We start from the raw sequence: 14,140 nt of genomic DNA, 5'->3' as shown, positions 1-14,140 counted from the left end.
TCAAATGAGTGATAAGCCAAAAATAGCCATTCGCGACCTGACCAAAGTGTTCTATAAAAAGCAGGGAAGTACAACCGCCATTGAAAGAATCTCTGTTGATATTGCAGAAGGAGAATTTGTTTGTTTGGTCGGGCCGAGCGGATGCGGGAAAACCACACTGCTCCGTATTATTGCCGGTCTTGAAAAACAAAGTGCCGGCCGTTTTGACATTCAAAAAAGTGGTGCAGACCGTCCGAGCCAGTCGATGGTGTTTCAGGAGAAGGGGCTTCTGCCATGGCTGACAGTAGAAGAAAACGTCGCCTTCGGTTTGAATATGCGTCACTTGCCAAAAGCCTATGTAAAAGAAAAAACACAATATTTTTTGGCGAAAGTGGGACTGGAGAAATTCGCGAAAACGTATCCGAAAGAGCTTTCGGGCGGAATGAAGCAGCGGGTCAGCATCGCCAGGGCTTTTGCGAACGACCCTGAGATTCTGCTCATGGATGAACCGTTCGGAGCACTGGATGAACAGAACCGGTTTATTTTGCAGGAGGAACTGCTGTCGATTTGGTCCGAGACGAAGAAAACGGTTCTTTTTATTACGCACAGTATCGATGAAGCTCTTTATTTAAGCGACCGGGTTCTTTTGATGAGCGCGCAGCCCGGCCGTATTGCCGCTGATGTCCGCATTGATCTGCCAAGGCCAAGAAAGCTTGAGGATATCCGGTCCAATCCGGACATGACCGCCGCTTTTTCGAAAATCTGGCAGCATCTGCAGGAAGAAGTACAGGGATCAAGAGAATGAAAGGAGCATCAGAATGAAAAAGTGGCTTGGATTGTTAAGTGTTATGTTCCTTTTAGCGGGCTGTGGAGAAGAAAAACCATCTAGTGTAGGAAATGAAGTAAGCAAGAATAATCCATCCGGTGATCTGGCTCCTTTGGAAGAAAAAACAAAAGTCATTATAGCGGAAGACGGTTCGGCATCCGGTGCTGGGTTTTACATTGCCAATGAAAAAGGGTATTTTGAGGACTACAACATTGAAGTTGAGTTTGCGACGTTTGCTAACAGTGACGATATGCTTCCCGCTCTTGCATCCGGTGAAGTAGATATTGCCGGAGGGGTTTCTTCCGCCTCATTCTTTAATGCCATTGCTCAAGGAATCGATGTAAAAATTATCGCTGACAAAGGGCACAATGAAAAAGGGAAATCGTATTTTACTTTTGTGATTGGTACAGACAAGAAGGATAAAATTAAAGATTACAGCGATTTAAAAGGAAAAAAAGTAGCGGTATCCACCGAGCATGCAGTTGATGATTATATCTTCCGGAAAATGCTCGAACACGCCGGCTTAAAGGAAAGCGACGTAAAGTTTGTTTTAATGCCGGACTTCGGCAATATGCTGGCAGCTATCGAAAATGGCTCCGTTGATGCAGCGCTTCAAATTGAACCGCTCATTACACAGGGCGTATCGGAAGGCATTCATGTCCGCTTCGGTGATGCAACGGACTTTGCCCCGAAAGCGCAAATCGCCATGGTGCTTGGCTCGCCGCAGTTTATTAACGAACAAAAGGATGTTTCTTTGCGCTTTATGGCTGCCTATTTAAAAGGAGTCCGCGACTATAACGATGCCTTTAAGAAAGGAGAAGGCAAGGAAGAAATCATTGACATTATGACGAAGTATACTTCTTTGAAGGATGCAGCAGTGTGGGAGGAAGTGTACGTAACAGGCCTTGATCCAGATGGAGAAATGTTTGTAGACGATATCCGCCAGCAATATGATATGTACAAGAAAAATGGGGCCATTCGCGGCGAGTTTGATTTTGATAAAGCGATTGATACGACCGTTACAGAAAAAGCGGTTGAGATCATTGGCGTTTATAAATAAAAGACCAGGCATAAATATCTGGTCCAGGGCTGTCGACAAAGTCGTCGGTCTTTTTTTATGAAAGTTTTCACCGCCGAAAACGGGCAGGAGACTTTTCGGGAAACATCACTTCCCCATTTGTTTCGAAAAAGCAGTAAAGAGGCATCTTCACATGCTCTTTTACGACTTTGTTGGTAGGGCAAGTGTATCTATTAAGCTGTGCAATTTTGTCCAGCCGCACAGGCGGCGGACGTGCGAAGACTCCTGCGGGGCAAGTGGGCTTAGTGCCTGCCCCATGGAAAGCGAAGCTGCGCCCGCCGCCTTATCGGCTCTCATTCTAACTGTCCGCACTCGTTGTGTGAATAAGAAGCAATGCACAAAACGCGCAGACAGTCGAGCAGGTGGACGGGTCGGCAGGGAAAATGGCTGAGCTGATTAAAGAAGTGCGCTTTGATTCAGAGCAAAGCTCCCTCGTTGTTGATACACTTCGGCGGGCCATTGACAAATTTACACTATCAAAAGGATAAAGGTGTTTCGCGCGTTGCGAGACGCCTTTATCCTTTTGTCTGGCTGCGCGGAAAGAAAAAGAGTATGGTAAAATAAAAGAGTCAAACGAAGCCGTTAAAAGCGCACAATAATCTATCCGTAAAGATGGGAAAAGCGTCAGGGAGGAAGCGGGAAAATGGAAAACCGGTTTGCAAAGCAGCAAAAATTTTATCCGATCGGCACAAAAGGCCAGGAAGGGCTGGCGCAGTCAACGGTCGCGATTATTGGGTGCGGGGCGCTCGGTTCTGCCGCGGCAGATACACTGGCGCGTGCCGGTGTTGGCCGGCTGCTGCTTGTTGATCGTGATTATGTTGAAGTGTCCAACCTGCACAGGCAGCCGCTTTACACAGAAGCGGATGCACGCGATATGATGCCGAAAGTGGAAGCGGCGAAAAAGCGTCTGGCGGCCGTCAACAGCGAAGTGTCTGTGGAAACGTGGATGGATCATGCGGATGCAACGCTCATTGAAGGGCTGGCACAGCGCAGCGATCTACTGATTGACGGGACCGACAACTTTGAAACGCGTCTTGTTATCAATGATGCAAGTGTCAAGCATGGCATTCCTTGGATCTATGGAGCCTGCGTCGGTGCAACAAGTGTCGTTATGCCGTTTATCCCAGGAGAAGGCCCTTGCTTTCGGTGCCTGCTGCCGGTGCTTCCCTCTTCTGCTGAAACATGCGACACAGCTGGTGTGATTGCGCCGGCTGTATATATAACTGCAGCTTTTCAGTGTGCTGAAGCACTAAAGTGGTTGACGGGGAACGCTGACTCTATGCGGCGTGATATGCTGCGAATTGACGCGTGGACAAATGAAAAGCATGCATTCGGTGTGAAGAAAATGAAGCGGCCGGACTGCCCGTCGTGCGGAGCGAAACGCACGTATCCAGCCTTGAGCCGGTCAGATGAAACAAAGGCGGCTTTCTTGTGCGGCCGTGACACTATTCAGCTGACGCCTGGTGCCGGCCGGACGCTGACACTTGAAGACGGAGAGAAAATAGCCCGGAAACAGCAGTTAAAACATAAGCGGACGCCTTACTTTTTGCAGATTATGTTTGGTGAACACCGAATTGTTTTGTTCCAAAACGGTCGTTTGTTTTTTCATGGAATGCAGGATGCTAAGCAGGCTTTAAAAATTTATAACCAGCTTTTCAGTTAAGGGGGAGCGGAAGAAATGTCAGTTGATTTTCGGAAAGAAACGTCATGTTCAGCCGGCGTTCTGACTGTGAGCGACACACGAACCGTTGAATCGGATAAAAGCGGTGCTCACATCCAGGCTCTCCTGGAAGAAAACGGCCATCAAACAAGGCGGTATGCCATTGTGCCGGATGAACAGGAAGCAGTGGGCGAGATGATTGGAAAGTGGCTCGAAGATGATCAGATTGATTTGATTATTGTAACAGGCGGAACTGGCATTGCACCCAGGGATATTACGATTGAGACGGTAAAGCCGCTGCTTCAAAAGGAAATTCCGGGATTTGGAGAGTTTTTTCGTTATTTAAGTTTCACAGAAGATATTGGCACAAAAGCGATGTTATCCAGAGCGTTAGCGGGAACAGCTAAAGGCGGAAAACTGCTTTTTGCTCTGCCGGGCTCGCGCGGGGCGGTTGATCTAGCGATGCGGAAGTTGATTTTGCCGGAAGCGGCACATTTGCTTCATGAAGCTAGAAAATAAAAAGGGCATAAAAAGTGTAGAGCTTTTTATTCGGTGGTAGAGGAAAGGAAAAGCGGCCGCTTAACTGCGGCCGCGCTCATAGTCTCCGTTTTTGCCGCCTGACTTTTTCTGCAAATACGTTGGACCGATCACCATTTCTTTCCCGGATGCTTTACACATATCATAAATAGTGAGTGCAGCGGCTGAAGCGGCAGTCAATGCCTCCATCTCAACCCCGGTTACACCCTTTGTTTTTGCTTCTGCCTCAATGAATACAACAAAGCGGCCGGCTGCTTCGTCTACTTCCCAATGGAACGTGATATTAACGCCGGTTAAAGGAATAGGGTGGCACATGGGAATAATTGAAGAGGTTTGTTTAGCGGCCATGATGCCGGCTACTTGGGCAACGGCGAAGACATCCCCTTTTTTATTTGTACCTTGCGTGATCTGCTCATAAATAGATTGGTTTACTTCGATAGAGGAATGAGCGACAGCAAGACGGACCGTTTCCGCTTTCTCGGAAACATCCACCATTTTAGCGTGTCCCTGCTCATTAAAATGCGTGAATTCAGACATACAAACATCCTTTCAAGTAATAGATAATCTCAGTATAGCATGGGGAAAAGAAAGCGAGGAAAAGAGAATGGTTGAAAAGCGACAGCCGATTGCAGTAAAAGAGGCGATTGAGAGAGTGATGAAACGGGTGACACATTTAACAGAAGAAACGGTACCGCTTCATGAAGCATACGGGCGGATTTTAGCGGAGCCGGTTCAAGCCAGTCACGATGTGCCCCCGTTTGATCGTTCTCCGTATGACGGATTTGCCGTCCGCTCTGCCGACACAAAAGGCGCCTCTGGCGAGTCGCGTGTCGAGTTTCGCGTCATTGATCACATTGGCGCAGGAGCTGTGTCGCCGCATACAGTCGGCGCAGGAGAAGCAATTCGTATCATGACCGGAGCGCCGCTGCCAGACGGAGCGGACGCTGTTGTGATGCTGGAGCAGACAGTGATCACAGAGGATACGTTTACCATTCGCAAGCCATTTGAACCGCTTGAAAACGTGTCGTTAAGAGGAGAAGATGCACAAGAAGGAGAGATCATCGTCGAAGCCGGCACTTTTATCCAGCCTGGCGTGATCGCTGTCCTGGCAACATTCGGATACGCACAGGTGCGTGTAGCGAAAAAGCCGGTCGTCGGGCTGCTAGCAACAGGCACCGAGCTTGTTGACGTTCATGAGCCGCTTGCGCCGGGGAAAATCCGTAACTCAAATGGTCCTATGATTGCTGCACAGCTGGCGCGAATGGGCATAGAGTGCCGGCTGCTTGGTTCGCTTCCCGATGATGAGGATGCCTGCTTTGATATGGTGAAAGCGGCAATTAATGAATGTGATGCCGTCATCACAACGGGCGGAGTATCGGTAGGTGATTTTGACTTCCTGCCGGCCGTATACGGCCGTCTCGGAGCTGAGGTATTATTTAATAAAGTACAGATGCGTCCTGGCAGTGTTACAACGGTTGCTCATGTGCGGGATACTTTTTTATTTGGCTTGTCTGGAAACCCATCCGCCTGCTTTGTTGGCTTTGAGCTTTTTGTGCGTCCCGCTCTTCTTTCCATGATGGGGAGCGGCCGGCCGTATTTGCCTTATGAGAAGGCGGTGCTGGCGGCAGATTTTAAAAAGCCAAATCCGTTTAACCGGTTTATTCGGGCTGTTTATACATCCGCGCCATCAGGTGCGGTGGTCAGCCCGGCGGGATTTAATAAATCGAACTCGGTCACATCGATTGCAAGAGGAAACGCGTTTATTGTATTGCCTGGCGGCACGCGCGGATTCCAAAAAGGTGATGAAGTAGATGTACTGATCATTGGATCGGAGGAAGGAGCAGCAATATGGGAGCTGAATTAAAACCATTTCATGTAACAGAGGAGCCGCTTGACGGAGCGCCGTATATGGATTACGTCACGCACCCGGGAGCAGGTGCGGTTACACTGTTTGCTGGTACAGTTCGTGAGTGGACAAATGGAAAGCGGACAATGTACTTAAAATATGAAGCATACGTGCCAATGGCTGAAAAAAAGCTGGCGCAAATCGGTGATGAAATTATAGAGAAATGGCCGGGTTCACGCGTAGCGATTGTTCATCGGATTGGCGAGCTTGCTATTTCTGACATTGCGGTGATTATCGCTGTCTCCTCTCCGCATCGAAGAGCTGCTTATGAAGCGAATGAATACGCGATTGAGCAAATCAAAAAAGTGGTCCCAATCTGGAAAAAAGAAATATGGGAAGATGGAGAAGAATGGATCGGCGATCAAGCTTATAAACCGGAAGGAGGCAAAGCATGATTTATCTGTATTATTTTGCGGGCTTAAAAGAAGCGGCCGGAAAAGCCGAAGAAGAGCTTGCATGGGAGAGCGGCACTGCAGCAGATGTGCTGCAGTGGGCCAAAACATCGTATCCAGAGTTTGATTTTTCCGCTGTGCAAATAGCGGTTAATGAAGAATATGTACTCGAAGGTGAGCCTGTTCACCCAGGTGATCACGTAGCTTTTATTCCACCGGTAAGCGGAGGATAACCAAAACTATGAAAAAGGACTGAGCGCTTTGAACATAACCGATACACTTCAGCGTCCATTGCGTGATTTGCGGATTTCCGTAACTGACCGGTGCAACTTTCGCTGTACGTATTGTATGCCGAAGGAGATTTTTGGTGATGATTACGCGTTTATGCCGAAAAGCGAGCTTCTCTCTTTTGAAGAAATCACACGGCTGGCAGCGCTATTTATAGGATTTGGCGTTAAGAAAGTGCGGCTGACAGGTGGAGAACCGCTGCTGCGTCGTGATCTGCCGGAGTTAATCCGCATGCTGTCAGCGCTTGACGGACTAGAAGACATCGGTCTGACGACAAACGGACTTTTGCTGAAGCAGCATGGTAAATCGTTGTTCGATGCAGGGCTTCGGCGGCTGAACATCAGTCTAGATGCGTTATCAAAAGAAACGTTCGGGAAGATGAATGGCCGGGGAGTTTCACCGGATGTTATTCTTCAAAATATTGACTACGCGCAGTCACTTGGATTTACAGTGAAGGTCAATATGGTCGTGCAAAAAGGCGTGAACGATCATGAAGTCGTTCCGATGGCGGCTTATTTTAAGGAGCGGGACATCACTCTCCGTTTTATTGAATTTATGGATGTAGGCACAGACAACGGCTGGAGTTTTAAACAAGTCGTCACAAAAGGAGAGCTTCTTGACCGCCTTCGCGAAACAGAAGAACTCATTCCAGCCGAAGCAGCTTATTTCGGTGAAGTAGCCGGACGGTATCGTTATAAAGATGCGAAAGCAGAAGTTGGGTTCATTCCTTCTGTTTCTGAGTCGTTTTGTTCTTCCTGCACACGCGCCCGGCTTTCATCGGATGGAAAGTTTTATACGTGCTTGTTTGCGACAAATGGATTTGATATAAGAGAACTGCTGCGCTCCGGTGCTTCAGACGAAGAGCTGGCCCAGGCTATTCGCGGTGTATGGGAAAAGCGGACAGACCGCTACTCCGATGAACGAACAGAGCAAACGGCGAAAAGCCGTAAAAAAATCGGCATGTCTTATATTGGCGGATAAAAGCAGCGCTGGCTCCTTTGATCAAGGGGGCCGGCGCTTTTGTTTTATCGGCTTGTCCCGTATACTTACTTTTATAAAAGCGCTTTCTTGATCAAGGGAGGATCATGATGAACTATCGCGAACTGGGCAATACGGGATTGAAGGTAAGCGAAATCAGCTTTGGTACGTGGGCAATCGGCGGCTCTTGGGGAAAACGACAGATGAAGAATCATTAAAAGCCCTGGATTACGCAATGGAACAAAGTGTGAATTTTTTTGATACAGCCGATGTTTACGGAGACGGCCATAGTGAACGGCTGTTGGCCAACGCCACCAAAGGAAGAGAAGATGAGGTTTATGTTGCAACGAAGTTTTGCTGCCAAGGCGATATTCATGCGCCAGAAACGTATTCTTATGAACAAGTCAGTACGTATTGCGAAGCAAGTTTAAGAAGACTGGCGCGTGAGAGAATTGATTTGTATCAAATTCACTGTCCGGCTACAAAGATTTTGGAGGAAGGCGAGGTCTTTCATGTTTTGGACCGCCTTCAAAGAGAAGGAAAAGTGCAGCACTACGGAGTCAGTGTAGAAAGCGTCGAAGAGGGCCTTCTTTGCCTTGAACACCCAAACGTCAAAAGCCTGCAGGTGACTTTCAACCTTTTTCGCCAAAAGCCCGCGGAAGAGCTGTTTCAAAGAGCGAAGAAACAGGGCGTTGGTATTATCGTCCGCCTTCCGCTTGCGAGCGGCCTGCTGACGGGCAAGTTCAAGCAAAGCGATACGTTTGAAGAGGACGATCACCGCCATTTTAACAATGATGGATATGCATTTAATGTTGGTGAAACCTTTGCGGGGCTTGGCTTTCAAAAAGGCGTTGAGCTTTCGGATGAATTAAAGTGGATGGCAGAGGGAAGAGGATCGATGGCAGAAGCTTCTCTTCGCTGGATACTCGACTATCCGGAAGTAACGTGCATCATTCCCGGATTTAAAAACACGCGGCAAGTCGAGCAAAACCTGCGGGCGCTCCACACACCTTCTTTCACACAGGAAGAGCAGGAGCGGATCAAAACGTTTTATGATGAAAAAGTAAAACAGCATATTCGTGGTGTTTATTAATGGATGCCTGCTCTCCAACGGTGGAGAAGCAGGTCCTTTTTTTGATATGATACGATTAATACATATAAGGATAGGAGCGATTAGATGTACGAGGAGTATACTGCGTTTGCGATTGAGCTTGGAAAGGAAGCGGGTGCTTTTTTACGGCCGAATGCCGGAAAAGCGGGCGGACAGACAATCAAAGCAGCAAAGGATTTCGTTACGGAAATGGATATCAAAGTCGAAGCGCTTATTATCGAACGAATTCAACAGAAGTATCCAGAACATCGCATTTTCAGTGAAGAAGCTGGAGTGATTGAGGCGGACAGTGACTACGAATGGGTAATTGATCCGATTGATGGAACGATTAACTACAGCATTGGCGTACCGCAGTATGGTGTCTCCATTGCGCTTACATACAAAGGGGAACCGATTGTCGGAGTCATTGATCTGCCAGGGCTGGATGAAACGTATTGGGCATCAAAAGGCGGCGGTGCTTTTAAGGATGGTGAACCGATTCGTGTAAGGAATGTGCCTTTGGCGGAATCCTTTGTTTCACATAGTGATTTCGCGAAAGACGGCAGCAAAGAAGCGAATGTGCAGCGGCTCGATCTGCTTTCGAAGATTGTAAACGATGTATACCGTGTCCGTATTATTGGCACGGCAGCTGTTACGCTCGCATACATTGCAGCCGGAAAATGGGATGCTGCACTTTATATGAACCCGGCTTTTTATGATATTGCGGCAGGTCAGCTTCTTGTAACTGAAGCAGGAGGTGTAATGGCAGCAGCCGGTCCGTATACGATGTTTGGACAGAAACAGGCGGCTGACAAACTCGTTTCTTTACTTGAGGAAGCAAAATGAAGCTGATTGCTATAGATATGGATGGAACACTTCTCAGCAGCCAAAATAAGATTCCGCATGAAAATATAGAAGCGATACGCAAAGCGCAGAAAAAAGGAATAGAGGTTGTCATCTCAACTGGACGCTCATACCCGGATGCTTCAAAGCTTATGAAGGAGGCTGGACTGGTCACCTGGATTATCGGCGCGAACGGAGCGACAATACATGACCCGTCCGGAACCTGTGTCCAGGCTGTTTCCTTAAGCAGGGAACAGGCAGAAGAGATCCTTGCTTATTTTGAAGGGCGCAGCTTTTACTACGAGGTATTTTCGGAACAAAGCATTTTTTCACCGAACAATGGCCATGAATTGGTGAAAGTTGAAATGGACCGTATTCTAACCGCCAACCCGCATGCGGACCGTGAAGAAATGAAAGAAGCGGCCGAGCGGCAGTTTAGTCAGGAACCTTTTCGTTTTGTAACGTCTTATAAAGAGATACTGCAGGAAACGAATCAGTTTTTTAATTTGCTCGCTTTTTCTTATGATGAAGAAAAATTGCAGGAAGCATGGGACCGTTATGCGGGCCGGCGTGATCTTGCTCTGACGGCTTCAGCGAGTCATGTGTTCGATATTATGCATCCGGATGTTTCAAAAGGCAATGCTGTTCGGAAGCTGGCTGATCAATTTGGTGTCAAAACAGAAGAAACGATGGCGATCGGCGACAACTTCAATGATATATCGATGTTTGAAGCCGCCGGCCGGAGTGTGGCAATGGGCAATGCGCCGGAAGGAGTAAAAGAAAAAGCGGGGGCTGTCACACTCGCCAACGACGAATTTGGCGTCGCTCATGCGATTCGCCAGCTCTTGTAAAATCCTTCTTTCTTTATACGTATTTTGGGATTATAATGAAACGCATATTTCTAAAATTAAGGATAAGTGAGTGATAAACAATGGAGCCGAAAAAATGCAGAGAATCTCGTGTCGTGCGGACAAGCCGGGTGTTTCCAAACGATGTAAACAATCATAATACATTATTTGGGGGACGTCTGATGAGTGATGTGGACCAGGTTGCGTCCATTTCAGCTGCGCGCCACAGCCGGAAGGAATGTGTAACGGCTTCAACCGATTCTGTCGACTTTTTACATCCGATCCGCCCGAGCGATTCGGTTTGCTTTGAATCGTTTGTGACGTGGACAGGCAGTTCTTCGATGGAAGTCTTTGTTAAAATTATTGCGGAAGATTTAAAAACCGGTGCGAGAAAAATCGCGGCTACTGCTTTTTTGACGTTTGTTGCTCTTGACGACAACCGGCGTCCGGCTCCTGTTCCAGGTGTGATCCCTGTTACGAATGAAGAAAAAAAGCTGAATGAAACGGCACCAATGCGGGCACAAAAGCGGAAAGAGCGGAAAAAGGACAGTAAAGAATTAGCGGCTTATTTAACAACAGACAAATTAGAGTCGTAAGTCGTCTCGTTTGATCCCACTTCCTTTTTTTGAAATAATGAGCAGGAAATGATTTGGAAAGAGGTGCTCATATACAATGAAAGTGCTGGTAGTTGGAGCAAACGGACAAATCGGGCAAAAATTAGTCGGGCTTCTGCAGGGTAGTGAAAAGCACGAAGCACAGGCTATGGTACGCAAGGAAGAACAAGCGGAAGCGCTGAGGGAAAAAGGAATAGAAGCGGTTGTTGCCAATCTGGAAGGCAGTGTAGATGAGCTGACAGATGCGGCGTATGGCTGTGATGCGATTGTTTTTACCGCTGGATCCGGCGGTCACACCGGTCCTGATAAAACGCTTTTGATTGACTTGGACGGAGCAGCAAAAATGGTGGAAGCAGCCGAAAAAATCGGAGTAAAAAGATTTTTGATGGTGAGTGCACTGCAAGCGAACAATCGCGAAAACTGGAATAAAGCGATTCTTCCTTACTATGCAGCGAAGCACTATGCAGACCGTGCAGTTGAACAAAGCTCACTGACTTATACGATTGTGCGCCCTGGCGGCTTGTTGGATGAGCCAGGCACAGGCAGAGTGGAGGCGGGCGAACAGCTTGAGCGCGGTTCCATTCCGCGTGAAGACGTAGCATCGGTCGTTTTTCATGCACTTGACGAGGCACATACGTTTAACCGTTCCTTTGATCTGATCTCTGGAGAAAAGTCGATCAGCAGTGCGTTAAAACAAATTTAAAAACAGCTCTCCCTGTGAAACAGGAGAGCTGTTTTTTTAATGAATGGCTTTAAGATCAATTCGTTCAATAAATTCAACAAACGCTCTGACAATATTTAATTCAAGCGATTCCTCATGAAAAAACATCCAGCCTTTCCGCTTGATCAGTTCGCCGTTTGGCTGCCTTAAAGGGGTTTTATGAAGATTTTCGATGTCTTCTAAAATCATGCTTGGCAAAATGGCATAGCCGAGACCGTTTGCCACCATGTTTTTGCACGTGCCGGCTTTGTCAACGTCAATGCTGATTAAAGGAGGCTTCGCATAATTTTCTGCCCACCAGTTATCGACGACCATTTTCAGTCCTTGATCAGTCCTATAATCAATTCTCGGATGGTCAGGCAGGTTCTCCAGGTCAATTTCATGCTTCGATGCCACACAGATGGTTTCTTCAAACAGGAGGCGCTTTTGGTCTTTCCAGCCGTAATCACCTTTGACGAATCCAACGTGTACATTCTGGTTGTGTATTAAATGGGTAATATGGCTGCTCCATTCTGTCACAACTTTGAACTCGACATTTGGATATTCTTCTTTAAACATTTTTAAAAGGCCCGGCAGCTTATAATCCGTAAAAAAAGTTGAGACACCAAGACGAAGTGTGCCGGACATCGTATTTTCCATATTTAACACGTTTTCTTTGATTTTCTGCATGCGGTGAATCATATCGTCTGCACATTTTGCTAAATAATCTCCCTGCGGTGTAAACTGTACACCGCGCCTTCCACGTGTGACAATCTGCACGCCAAACTCTTTTTCCATTTGTTTCAGCCGGTTTGTCAGAGCAGGCTGGGAAATATAAAGCGCCCGCGCGGCGCTTGTAATATTTTTATGTGCATGCAGTGTTTGTAATATAAGCCAGTCGCGTTCATCCATTTGACCGTCTCCTTACAGATATAATCAATATTTATCGTTAAGTATAGATAAACGATATTTTATTTATTTCTCTTTTTTTATTATAGTAAATAGTAGAACAAGACGAAAGAAGGAGTCCCCATGAAAGAAACAAAATGGCTGTTTATTGCCATAAGCGCTATTGGAGGGCTGCTGCTTTCCATGACTGGCCTGTCGATTGGCTGGATGCTCGGCACACTTTTAGCCGCTATGCTTATTTCTTTCACTAAGCCAAACGTTTTAGGAAAGAAAGGCGTTCCGAAATACTGGCTTTATGCTGGTCAATGTATTTTAGGTATTGAGCTTGGTCAAAAAATCAATCTTTCCGTTCTTACTGTTTTTCAAAAGGATTGGGCGGTTATTATCATTATGCTCCTGCTTTCGATCGTATTTTCGCTCCTGTCAGGTGTGGTTTTGTGGAAATTCAGCAAAACAGATATGCTGACAAGCTTTTTCAGTACAGCTCCTGGCGGTTTGTCGGCTATGCCGGGAATTGCCGAAGAAGTAGGGGCTAATACAGCGGTTGTCAGCATTTTGCAGACGATGCGTGTGTTTTTGGTTATCTTTATTATCCCTATCGTTGTTTCGGTCCTCGTATTCCACCCATCTGCCGCTTCTGCTGCCCAAACAGCTCCTTCTGTATTTGAATGGACCAGCTTTGGCTGGACAGCGGTCCTCGCTGTAACAGCGTATGCGGGCTACCATGTCGGAAAAAAATTAAAGTTTCCTGCTCCCTGGCTGCTGGGAGGCATGCTGTCAACAGCAATTGTACAGGCAGGTACATCTTCTGCGGTCGGATACGATATGCAGGCTTACTGGCCGCATGAAATTATGATCCTTTCGCAGATTGTGATTGCTGCTTCCATTGGATCAAGGTTTCGAAAAGAAATGTTTTATGGGTTAAAGCAGACCATTGCTATTGCGTTTATTAGTACGGTTCTGTTTATTAGCGCTATGTTTGTTTGCGCGTATATCGTGTCAAAAGCAACGGGCCTCGCGTTTATGACGGCTGCTTTGGCTTTTGCGCCAGGCGGCGTAGCGGAAATGGCAACTACCGCAGTCGTTCTCAATGCTGATGCGACTTTTGTTGTAGCTGTTCAAGTTTTGCGTATTATTGCGGTGATCCTCGTGCTGCCGCCAGTATTCCGAATGCTGCACGCGTGGGAGAGAAGAAAAGAAGCTCATTCTCATGCATCCGTTTAGTACAATTAACTTTTAACCCTGTTTTTCTTCTCTTCTTTAGTAGAAGAGAAGAAAAACAGGGTTATTTTTTTAGTCTTCTTTTAAAAAGGTTTGACTTTTAAAAAGAAAAAGTGTTATATTTAATACCGTCGCTTGAACAGTAAGTCAAAACATGAAAATCTTAAATGGTTTTGGTTAATATCTTTTCAAAAAGATTGACTAGAATTGAGAGACATGATAAAGTGATGTATCTTCGTTAATAACTTGTCAGTGTGAAATAAATAAACTT

At 46.8% G+C, this 14,140-nt stretch carries 16 protein-coding genes and 1 pseudogene; 14 read left to right on the top strand and 3 right to left on the bottom strand.

What is annotated here, in order from left to right; genetic code table 11:
* Positions 1 to 4: 4 nt before the first annotated feature.
* Both RRU94_RS23890 and RRU94_RS23885 read left to right on the top strand, forming a co-directional pair.
* Positions 5 to 784, top strand: coding sequence for an ABC transporter ATP-binding protein (locus tag RRU94_RS23890; protein ID WP_315693331.1), 780 nt, complete (start codon positions 5 to 7; stop codon positions 782 to 784).
* Between the two features lie 13 nt (positions 785 to 797).
* Entirely contained in the window at positions 798 to 1,865 is a 1,068-nt protein-coding gene (locus RRU94_RS23885) for an ABC transporter substrate-binding protein (RefSeq protein WP_315693330.1), read from the top strand.
* Positions 1,866 to 2,024: 159 nt separating this feature from the next.
* Here RRU94_RS23885 and RRU94_RS23880 read toward each other — a convergent pair whose 3' ends face one another.
* Complete coding sequence (locus RRU94_RS23880) at positions 2,025 to 2,180, bottom strand: hypothetical protein (protein WP_315693329.1); 156 nt, start codon at positions 2,178 to 2,180, stop codon at positions 2,025 to 2,027.
* A 346-nt stretch (positions 2,181 to 2,526) separates the two neighbouring features.
* Here RRU94_RS23880 and RRU94_RS23875 point away from each other — a divergent pair, with 346 nt between their 5' ends.
* Both RRU94_RS23875 and RRU94_RS23870 read left to right on the top strand, forming a co-directional pair.
* Complete coding sequence (locus RRU94_RS23875; RefSeq protein ID WP_315693328.1) at positions 2,527 to 3,546, top strand: ThiF family adenylyltransferase; 1,020 nt, start codon at positions 2,527 to 2,529, stop codon at positions 3,544 to 3,546.
* Between the two features lie 15 nt (positions 3,547 to 3,561).
* The gene (locus RRU94_RS23870; RefSeq protein WP_315693327.1) at positions 3,562 to 4,062 is read left to right on the top strand and encodes a MogA/MoaB family molybdenum cofactor biosynthesis protein; all 501 of its coding nucleotides are present in this window, start codon (positions 3,562 to 3,564) and stop codon (positions 4,060 to 4,062) included.
* Between the two features lie 60 nt (positions 4,063 to 4,122).
* Here RRU94_RS23870 and moaC read toward each other — a convergent pair whose 3' ends face one another.
* A complete protein-coding gene (gene moaC / locus RRU94_RS23865; RefSeq protein ID WP_315693326.1) occupies positions 4,123 to 4,617 on the bottom strand; it encodes a cyclic pyranopterin monophosphate synthase MoaC in 495 nt (164 codons plus the stop codon).
* Between the two features lie 67 nt (positions 4,618 to 4,684).
* Here moaC and glp point away from each other — a divergent pair, with 67 nt between their 5' ends.
* The 9 genes and pseudogenes from glp to RRU94_RS23820 all read left to right on the top strand — a co-directional run bounded on the left by glp (position 4,685) and on the right by RRU94_RS23820 (position 11,742).
* Positions 4,685 to 5,944 carry a molybdopterin molybdotransferase MoeA gene (glp, locus tag RRU94_RS23860; RefSeq protein WP_315693325.1) on the top strand — a complete coding sequence of 420 codons (1,260 nt, stop codon included), beginning with the start codon at positions 4,685 to 4,687 and terminating at the stop codon, positions 5,942 to 5,944.
* Positions 5,929 to 6,381, top strand: coding sequence for a molybdenum cofactor biosynthesis protein MoaE (locus RRU94_RS23855; protein WP_315693324.1), 453 nt, complete (start codon positions 5,929 to 5,931; stop codon positions 6,379 to 6,381). Before glp ends, RRU94_RS23855 begins: the two co-directional genes overlap by 16 nt.
* Complete coding sequence (gene moaD, locus RRU94_RS23850; RefSeq protein WP_315693323.1) at positions 6,378 to 6,611, top strand: molybdopterin converting factor subunit 1; 234 nt, start codon at positions 6,378 to 6,380, stop codon at positions 6,609 to 6,611. Before RRU94_RS23855 ends, moaD begins: the two co-directional genes overlap by 4 nt.
* A 19-nt stretch (positions 6,612 to 6,630) precedes the next feature.
* Positions 6,631 to 7,647 (top strand): GTP 3',8-cyclase MoaA, encoded by a 1,017-nt coding sequence (gene moaA, locus RRU94_RS23845; protein ID WP_315696117.1) that lies wholly within the window; start codon positions 6,631 to 6,633, stop codon positions 7,645 to 7,647.
* Between the two features lie 107 nt (positions 7,648 to 7,754).
* Positions 7,755 to 8,737: pseudogene (locus RRU94_RS23840) on the top strand (aldo/keto reductase).
* Between the two features lie 84 nt (positions 8,738 to 8,821).
* Positions 8,822 to 9,580: an inositol monophosphatase family protein gene (locus tag RRU94_RS23835; RefSeq protein ID WP_315693322.1), complete on the top strand. Its 759-nt coding sequence runs from the start codon at positions 8,822 to 8,824 to the stop codon at positions 9,578 to 9,580.
* Positions 9,577 to 10,428 carry a Cof-type HAD-IIB family hydrolase gene (locus tag RRU94_RS23830; RefSeq protein WP_315693321.1) on the top strand — a complete coding sequence of 284 codons (852 nt, stop codon included), beginning with the start codon at positions 9,577 to 9,579 and terminating at the stop codon, positions 10,426 to 10,428. Before RRU94_RS23835 ends, RRU94_RS23830 begins: the two co-directional genes overlap by 4 nt.
* An 80-nt stretch (positions 10,429 to 10,508) precedes the next feature.
* Positions 10,509 to 11,021, top strand: coding sequence for an acyl-CoA thioesterase (locus RRU94_RS23825; RefSeq protein WP_242234713.1), 513 nt, complete (start codon positions 10,509 to 10,511; stop codon positions 11,019 to 11,021).
* Positions 11,022 to 11,097: 76 nt separating this feature from the next.
* A complete protein-coding gene (locus RRU94_RS23820) occupies positions 11,098 to 11,742 on the top strand; it encodes an SDR family oxidoreductase (protein WP_315693320.1) in 645 nt (214 codons plus the stop codon).
* Between the two features lie 36 nt (positions 11,743 to 11,778).
* On the opposite strand, the gene RRU94_RS23815 is transcribed toward RRU94_RS23820, so the two are convergent.
* A complete protein-coding gene (locus RRU94_RS23815; protein ID WP_315693319.1) occupies positions 11,779 to 12,651 on the bottom strand; it encodes a LysR family transcriptional regulator in 873 nt (290 codons plus the stop codon).
* Between the two features lie 120 nt (positions 12,652 to 12,771).
* Between RRU94_RS23815 and RRU94_RS23810 the strand changes: the two genes are divergently transcribed.
* Positions 12,772 to 13,872 carry an AbrB family transcriptional regulator gene (locus RRU94_RS23810; RefSeq protein ID WP_315693317.1) on the top strand — a complete coding sequence of 367 codons (1,101 nt, stop codon included), beginning with the start codon at positions 12,772 to 12,774 and terminating at the stop codon, positions 13,870 to 13,872.
* Positions 13,873 to 14,140 lie beyond the last annotated feature (268 nt).

Source organism: Domibacillus sp. DTU_2020_1001157_1_SI_ALB_TIR_016 (genome assembly GCF_032341995.1).
Lineage (GTDB): Bacteria > Bacillota > Bacilli > Bacillales > Domibacillaceae > Domibacillus > Domibacillus indicus_A.
The sequence above is the reverse complement of the archived record's forward strand: the minus strand, read 5'-3'. Positions and strand labels throughout refer to the sequence as shown.

What these genes read in the sequence shown, in the direction of transcription:
- RRU94_RS23890 (WP_315693331.1), top strand. Translation starts at nt 5, where the DNA reads ATGAGTGATAAGCCAAAAATAGCCATTCGCGACCTGACCAAAGTGTTC.
- RRU94_RS23885 (WP_315693330.1), top strand. Translation starts at nt 798, where the DNA reads ATGAAAAAGTGGCTTGGATTGTTAAGTGTTATGTTCCTTTTAGCGGGC.
- RRU94_RS23880 (WP_315693329.1), bottom strand. Translation starts at nt 2,180, where the DNA reads ATGAGAGCCGATAAGGCGGCGGGCGCAGCTTCGCTTTCCATGGGGCAG.
- RRU94_RS23875 (WP_315693328.1), top strand. Translation starts at nt 2,527, where the DNA reads ATGGAAAACCGGTTTGCAAAGCAGCAAAAATTTTATCCGATCGGCACA.
- RRU94_RS23870 (WP_315693327.1), top strand. Translation starts at nt 3,562, where the DNA reads ATGTCAGTTGATTTTCGGAAAGAAACGTCATGTTCAGCCGGCGTTCTG.
- moaC (WP_315693326.1), bottom strand. Translation starts at nt 4,617, where the DNA reads ATGTCTGAATTCACGCATTTTAATGAGCAGGGACACGCTAAAATGGTG.
- glp (WP_315693325.1), top strand. Translation starts at nt 4,685, where the DNA reads ATGGTTGAAAAGCGACAGCCGATTGCAGTAAAAGAGGCGATTGAGAGA.
- RRU94_RS23855 (WP_315693324.1), top strand. Translation starts at nt 5,929, where the DNA reads ATGGGAGCTGAATTAAAACCATTTCATGTAACAGAGGAGCCGCTTGAC.
- moaD (WP_315693323.1), top strand. Translation starts at nt 6,378, where the DNA reads ATGATTTATCTGTATTATTTTGCGGGCTTAAAAGAAGCGGCCGGAAAA.
- RRU94_RS23835 (WP_315693322.1), top strand. Translation starts at nt 8,822, where the DNA reads ATGTACGAGGAGTATACTGCGTTTGCGATTGAGCTTGGAAAGGAAGCG.
- RRU94_RS23830 (WP_315693321.1), top strand. Translation starts at nt 9,577, where the DNA reads ATGAAGCTGATTGCTATAGATATGGATGGAACACTTCTCAGCAGCCAA.
- RRU94_RS23825 (WP_242234713.1), top strand. Translation starts at nt 10,509, where the DNA reads ATGGAGCCGAAAAAATGCAGAGAATCTCGTGTCGTGCGGACAAGCCGG.
- RRU94_RS23820 (WP_315693320.1), top strand. Translation starts at nt 11,098, where the DNA reads ATGAAAGTGCTGGTAGTTGGAGCAAACGGACAAATCGGGCAAAAATTA.
- RRU94_RS23815 (WP_315693319.1), bottom strand. Translation starts at nt 12,651, where the DNA reads ATGGATGAACGCGACTGGCTTATATTACAAACACTGCATGCACATAAA.
- RRU94_RS23810 (WP_315693317.1), top strand. Translation starts at nt 12,772, where the DNA reads ATGAAAGAAACAAAATGGCTGTTTATTGCCATAAGCGCTATTGGAGGG.